The organism is Pseudomonadota bacterium, from assembly GCA_026388215.1.
Classification (GTDB): Bacteria; Desulfobacterota; Syntrophorhabdia; order Syntrophorhabdales; family Syntrophorhabdaceae; genus JAPLKF01.
On record JAPLKF010000065.1, the window covers coordinates 1 to 7015 of the forward strand.

A 7015-nucleotide genomic window follows, 5' to 3' on the forward strand; every position below is an offset into this window, starting at 1 on the left:
CCTGTTGCACGAAATCTCGACTAATAATGAAACAATAAGAGAATTAAAAGAAGACGACATTGAAGAAATTTTAGATATAGAAAGACGCTCCTTTCTTTCTCCGTGGACAAAAAGGCTTTTTGAGGAAACACTGTCTTCCCCAATCTCCACAAATTTTGTATTAAAAAAGGGCAATACAATACTTGGCTATATAATCATGTATTCAGTTGGAAACGAGGTCCACATACTTAACTTAGCTATACATCCAGATTACAGGAAAAAAGGCTATGGCTCTGAGCTTATCACACATGTGTTCACCCACTTTAGGGGAAGCGATGTTGTTGAGTTTTTTCTTGAGGTGAGGGAGGGAAATAGCAAGGCAATAAACCTGTATAAAAAGTATGGTTTCGAGGTAATCGGAAAAAGAAAAAAATATTACATGGAAACGAATGAGGACGCCCTTGTAATGCAGCTTACGCTCTCTGCCAATGTCTCTGATATAAGAGAAAACCATGGATGATATAAAGGGAAGAATCCTACAGAATGAAAATATCGTTTCTAATTACTATCTGCTGAGGGTGAAGCTTTCAAAATCAATGGGTAAGGTAGAACAAGGGCAGTTTGTCATGCTGAAAGTCCCGAGCAGCGAGGTATTTCTGAGAAGACCATTTAGTATTTATGAATATAATAAAAATATTCTCACGATAATGTACAGGGTGGTAGGCAGGGGCACAGAATACTTAAGCAAGGCTTGTATAAATGAGGAAATTTTTATACTTGGCCCCCTCGGTAAGGGTTTTAAAATCGGCAAGAGGGGTGTATATATAATAGTTGCTGGCGGTATTGGGATTGCAGGTCTTCGCTTACTGGCAAAGAGGTTAAAAGAAAAGGCCCTCATATTTTATGGATGTTCCAGCGAGGGAGAGATAGCCCTCCTTCGAGACATAGGGGTTCGTAATGTAAATATTTCTACCATAGACGGCTCATATGGTTTCAAGGGTGATGTGGTGGCGCTTCTTGGAAAGTACCTTAAATTGGCGAGGGGTAAAAATATTGAGATATTTGCGTGCGGACCAGAAAATATGATAAGGAGCCTCAAAAAACTGATAGATAAAGATAAAACGCCCTGTCAGGTGCTTGTGGAAGAACGGATGGCATGCGGGCTTGGTTTGTGCTTTGGATGTGTGAAAAGGACATTTGACAAAAAAGAACCTTATAAAAGGGTATGTAAAGAGGGGCCTGTCTTCAATTTATGGGAAATCTGTCTCTAAAATTATTTGGAAGAACCTTAAAGAATCCTGTTATGAATGCATCAGGGACGCTCGGGTATGGCAAGGAAATAGAGCCACTATGGGGGGTTGAAACGCTCGGGGCCTATGTGACCAAAGGTTTGTCTTTAAAGCCGCATCACGGGAACCCCACTCCTCGGGTGTGGGAAGAAAAACAGGGCATGATAAATAGCATTGGGCTGCAGAACATCGGGATAGAGCGATTCTTTAAAGAATATTTCCCCTTTTTCAAACAAAAGAAAACACCTATAATAATAAACTTTTTTGGTTTCACTGAGGAGGAGTACATTGAATGTGCGAGGTGTATAAAGCCTGACAGGTACATTCTTGCCCTCGAGATGAACCTCTCATGTCCCAATGTAAAAAGAGGGGGGATGAGCTTCGGAAAGGAAGAAAACACAGTGTATGATATTGTCAGGCACGTGAAGGCTGTAACTAAAATACCCCTTATAGCCAAGCTTACCCCGGAGGTCAAAAATATTGTTGAGATTGCAGGCTCTGCATATGAGGCAGGCATAGATGGATTAACCCTTTTAAATACAATGCCTGCAGCAGTGGTTGATATAGAAGGAAAGAGTATCCCGATAAAGGGAGGACTGTCGGGTCCACCCCTTAAACCTATCGCCTTAAAAGCTGTACATGAAGTTTCGAAGGCAATTCCTGTACCTGTAATTGGTGTGGGGGGTATTATGAACCACACTGACGCCATATCCTTTTTCATGGCAGGCGCAAGGGCAATTCAGATTGGCACCGCCACATTTGTGGATCCCTATACAATCCCCAAGACTATAAAAAACATAAAGAAGTATCTGGATAGGCACGGATACTCAAAAATTGAGGACATTATTGGAATCGCCAATGGTTAAGGGCAGGGGGAATCCAGTATGCAGTATGCAGTATCAGAAATAGAGGAACAAAAGATTATAAAGTCATTAGAAGACAGCCTTGGTGTCCCAAATCTCATTGCGAAGATTTTACTATCAAGAGGAATAGTAAGTCCTGATGATGGGCGGACATTTCTCTACCCAAAGCTTGAAGACCTTTCTGACCCGTTTTTATTGCCCGACATAGAGAGGGGCGTAGATAGAACAGTAGAGGCGATTATAAGAAAGGAGAAGATATGCCTTTATGGGGATTACGATGCAGATGGGATTGCATCTACTGCACTCATGATGAACTTTTTTAAACATTTAGGGATAACACCCGAAACATATATCCCCAGTAGAAAAGAAGGATATGGGCTGAACCTTGAAGCAATAAAGATGTTGAAGGAAAAGGGGATAAGGCTTCTTATATGCCTTGACTGCGGCTCAACCAATGTTGAGGAGATTAAAATGGCAAAGGGCCTCAACATAGATGTAGTAGTAATAGATCACCATGAGTTATCCGTCCCATTGCCAGATGCCAATGCCCTGATAAACCCAAAGAGGGTTGATGCCAGTTTTCCAACGAGAGAGCTTGCAGCCTGTGGCGTTGCCTTCTTTTTTCTTTTAGCGCTAAGAAGGGTTATGGTTGCCCGTGGGCTACTTAAGGGCGAGATAAACCTTAAAAAGGAATTAGATATTGTCACCATCGGGACAATGGGCGATATGGTACCCCTTACAAAGGATAACAGAATAATTGTGAAATTTGGCATGGAGATAATGAAGAAGAGACCAAGGACATGGCTGAAGACATTTTTTAAAGACAATACTATTGCGAATGGCAGGGTAGATGAGTATGCCTTGAATTTTATAATCATCCCGAGGATAAATGCTACTGGCAGGGTATCAGAACCTGAAAAGTCCCTCAACTTCCTTATATGTGAGGACGAGGGTGCTTCAAAAAATATTTTATCAGAGCTTCACGAAGCCAACAGAAAAAGACAGAAGATTGAAGAGGAAATTTTGAAGGAAATAGTGGAGATTGTGGATAGGGATAACCTCAGTCACGGGAATTCGATAGTTTTGTTTAAAAAGGATTGGCACAGCGGGGTGACCGGTATCGTAGCGCAGAAGCTGGTAGAAATGTTTGGGAAGCCTTCTATTATAATAAGCGAAGTGGATGGTTTGTGGAAAGGTTCAGGAAGGGGGGGCGATGGGATGGACCTTTATGAGACCATAAAATTACTTTCTCCACTGCTTTTAAAATTTGGCGGCCATAAGTATGCCTGCGGCATATTGCTGTCAAAGGAAAACCTTGTTCCTTTCAGGCATGCCTTTGAGGATAGCGTTGGAGGCCCACTTAAAAACAGAAAAAGAGAGACACAGGTTGATGCTGTTGCTGATTTTGAAGAATTAACAAAGGAGTTTGTAGAATTTATCAAAAAACTCGCACCCTTTGGTGTAGGAAATCCAAGACCGAATCTTCTTTTTGCCCCTTCAAGTATTTCTGTAAACAATAAATTTGTCAAGATCATAGATAGGAATAAAAGGACATGGTATGGCAGCCTTCAGGGGCAACCATCTGCTCATGAATACCTGAATATGGGCATCATAGCGTCACCCGTTATCAGGGAGGAAAGGGGAGAGAAGTTTATCCATTTAAATATAAAAGAGATAATACCATTAACAGCAGTGAACGGTGAATAGTCCCGCCTCTATATTCACTATTCACTGCCTTTATACGAGCAATATGGTTCTTCTTCTAAGATATCGCCTTTAATTTCGTAAGCCCGTGCCCGGCAACCACCGCATATCTTGAAGTATCTGCAGATACCGCATTTGCCCTTATAGGATGTGAAATCCCTTAATCGGTTGAATACAGGAGATTCTTCCCAGACCTTTTTTACCCCTTCCTTTCTTACATCACCGGAGGGGACTTCAAGGTATCCACAGGGTTGCGCAATACCTCTATGGGATATGAACATAAAGCTTTTGCCCGCAAGACATCCTGCACTCTTCGGGGTATCGCCCTTTTCCTTTACAATCCTGTAATAATGAGGGGCACAGGTTACCTTTATTTCAAGCTCGTCTTTCTTTTCGATCCCGTAGAGCCATTCAAGCACATCTTCATACATCTTTGTGTTTAGTTCCTCGCCTTTTAACCCTCCTCCCCTTCCTACCGGCACAAGAAGAAATATATGCCATGCACACGCATTGATAGTCTTTACCATCCTGTATATATCTTTAAGGTCATCTACATTTAGTCGTGTCACGGTTGTGTTTATCTGAAATGGCAGGTCGATGTCTTTCAATATCCTTGCCGAATCCATTACAGACTCAAAGGAGCCGTCTACACCCCTGAACCTGTCATGGGCCCTTTTATCCTTCCCGTCAAGGCTCAGGCTTACCCTCTTAATCCCCCCCTCTTTCATTTTAAGGGCCTTTGCTTTATCGAGGAGCGTCCCGTTTGTCGCCATCACAAGCCTTAACCCCTTCTTCTTTCCGTAAAGAATGATGTCGAATATGTCATCCCTCAGGAGGGGTTCTCCACCTGTCAGGATTATCGTCGGAGAGGAAAAGGAGCTTATTTCGTCCATAATGTTTTTACATTCGGAAAGGGTTAATTCGCCTTTATATGGACCTTGTGTTGCGGCTGCCCTGCAATGGATACAATTCAGGTTGCAGTTTCGGGTTATTTCCCATGCAACCATTCTCAGACTTGATTCTCTTTGAACCATTTCCCCAAATCCTTGGCAAAATACGTAATGATAATATCAGCGCCCGCCCTCTTTATACTTACAGACGACTCGAGGACTGCCCTTTTATAATCGAGATAGCCCTTGGATGCAGCAAGCTTTATCATCGTGTACTCGCCGCTTACCGAATATGCAGCCAGAGGCATGTTAAATGCCTGTTTTGCCATCGACAGGACATCCAGGTAGAATAGTGCTGGTTTTACCATGATAATATCTGCCCCTTCTTCAATATCCATGCCCATCTCCCGTAGTGCCTCTCTCTGGTTCGGAGGATCCATCTGGTATGCCTTTCTGTCACCAGATTGGGGTGCAGATTCGGCTGCATCCCTGAAGGGACTGTACAGGCAGGAAGCATATTTTGCAGCGTAGCTCATAATAGGGATATTGTAGTCGCCGTGAAGATCAAGTATTTCCCGTATCACCTTTACCCTGCCGTCCATCATATCAGAAGGAGCCACCATGTCGGCGCCTGCCATCACGTGGGAGAGCGCACTTTTTGCAAGCAGCTTCAGGGTTTCATCATTATCAACATAGCCATCTTTGATTACCCCGCAATGGCCGTGACTTGTATATTCACACATACATACGTCGGTGATAACGAGAATATCGTCTCCGAAGAGTTTCTTTATTTTCCTTACCGCATTCTGAATAATCCCGTTCTTGTCATAAGCACCGCTTCCAATTTCATCCTTTTTTTCAGGGATACCAAATAGCAGAATGGCTGGTATTGAAAGGCTTACGACCTCCTCTATCTCCTTGAGCAGCCCTTCTATTGAGAACTGATAGACATCCGGCATGGAAGGGATAGGGACCTTTTTTTCAGCCATCTCCTTCACGAATAATGGATATACAAGGTGTTTGGTGGAAAGCTCCACCTCCTGGATCATACCCCTGAATTTTTCGTTCTTTCGTAATCTCCTCGGCCTATACTCTGGATATTTCATAATTACTCCTTGTTGAGCGTAGAGTTTAACCCTCAGCTCCCTGCTATTTCTTTTTCTGTAAGATAGCACTGGGGGTCTTCTGCCCATACATCGCCGGTCTTTGCCTCAGCCCTCACCCTGAAATTGCCCCCACATATATCAAGCCACCTGCATATCGTGCATCTTCCCTTCACATACTTCTTTTTCTTTTTGAGCTTTGCCATAAGCTTATCATCTAAATCCATCCATATTGTGCTGAAAGGCCTTTCCCTCACATTGCCAAAACTATAATGTCTCCAGAACTGGTCTGCATGAACATTTCCCTCCTCATCAACGCAGGCAATCCCTACCCCTGAGGCATTTCCCTCATTCATCATGAGGAGCTCATAGACCTCATCTGCCCTTTTTTTATCCTCCCTTAAGAGCCTCAGGTATACGTAAGGCCCATCTGCATGGTTGTCTACGGTGAGCACTTCGATGGGCTGCCCCTTATCAAAAAATGCTTTTGTCCTGTCCATAATGTAATCCACGGCCTTTCGTGTTTCTCCATGGGTCAAGTCCTCATCAATTAGCTCTGAACCCCTTCCTGCATATACAAGGTGATATAAACAGACCCTCTCGATACCTTCTTTTTCGACCAAGTCAAAAATTTTGGGGATCTCTTTATAGTTCCTATTGTTTATTGTAAATCTTAAACCAACCTTTATTTTAGCCTTCTTTGCCCGCCTGATGCCGGAAAGCGCCTTTTCATACGCACCATTCATGCCCCTGAAGGCGTCATTGACATCGCCAATACCATCAAGGCTCACACCGATATATGAGAGGGAGAAATCTGAGAAAATCCGTGCCTTCTTCTCTGTTATAAGCGTGCCATTCGTTGAGATAACAGCCCTCAAACCTTTTTTAACTGCATAGTCGATAAGCTCCGGCAAATCTGCACGAAGCAGCGGCTCTCCTCCAGAAAAGAGTATGACAGGAACGCCAAAGTCAGTTAGGTCATCAATAAGCCTTTTCCCTTCCTCTGTGGAAAGCTCTTTGCCCTTATACCCCTCACCTTCGGCAAAAGCATAGCAGTGCACACATTTCAGGTTGCACCTCTTTGTCATGTTCCATACAACTACAGGTTTTTTATCCTTTGAGAACTGAAGCAGATGGGAAGGAAGCTGCTTTGAATCTCTTCCATATCGTAGCGGATCAGACGCCTC

Annotated in this window: 7 protein-coding genes; 4 read left to right on the forward strand and 3 right to left on the reverse strand. The window is 43.3% G+C overall.

Annotated features, from left to right (window positions below; genetic code table 11):
- The 4 genes from rimI to recJ form a co-directional block, all read left to right on the forward strand.
- Positions 1-499, forward strand: a 499-nt coding sequence (gene rimI / locus NTU69_04410; protein MCX5802768.1) for a ribosomal protein S18-alanine N-acetyltransferase, incomplete at its 5' end; no start/stop codon positions are given.
- Positions 492-1250, forward strand: coding sequence for a dihydroorotate dehydrogenase electron transfer subunit (locus tag NTU69_04415; GenBank protein ID MCX5802769.1), 759 nt, complete (start codon positions 492-494; stop codon positions 1248-1250). The genes rimI and NTU69_04415, both read left to right, overlap by 8 nt.
- The gene (locus NTU69_04420; GenBank protein MCX5802770.1) at positions 1232-2134 is read left to right on the forward strand and encodes a dihydroorotate dehydrogenase; all 903 of its coding nucleotides are present in this window, start codon (positions 1232-1234) and stop codon (positions 2132-2134) included. The genes NTU69_04415 and NTU69_04420 overlap by 19 nt, the downstream gene beginning before the upstream one ends.
- Before the next feature lie 18 nt (positions 2135-2152).
- Positions 2153-3838 (forward strand): single-stranded-DNA-specific exonuclease RecJ, encoded by a 1686-nt coding sequence (gene recJ, locus NTU69_04425; GenBank protein MCX5802771.1) that lies wholly within the window; start codon positions 2153-2155, stop codon positions 3836-3838.
- Positions 3839-3855: 17 nt separating this feature from the next.
- Here the strand turns inward: recJ and NTU69_04430 are convergent, their stop codons facing one another.
- From NTU69_04430 to ahbC, 3 genes are all read right to left on the reverse strand, one after another.
- Entirely contained in the window at positions 3856-4842 is a 987-nt protein-coding gene (locus tag NTU69_04430; GenBank protein MCX5802772.1) for a radical SAM protein, read from the reverse strand.
- A 2-nt stretch (positions 4843-4844) separates the two neighbouring features.
- On the reverse strand, positions 4845-5831 hold the full coding sequence (hemB, locus tag NTU69_04435; GenBank protein MCX5802773.1) for a porphobilinogen synthase: 987 nt from the start codon (positions 5829-5831) through the stop codon (positions 4845-4847).
- Between the two features lie 32 nt (positions 5832-5863).
- Positions 5864-7015 (reverse strand): 12,18-didecarboxysiroheme deacetylase (ahbC, locus tag NTU69_04440; GenBank protein ID MCX5802774.1); only part of this gene is annotated, 1152 nt, incomplete at its 5' end.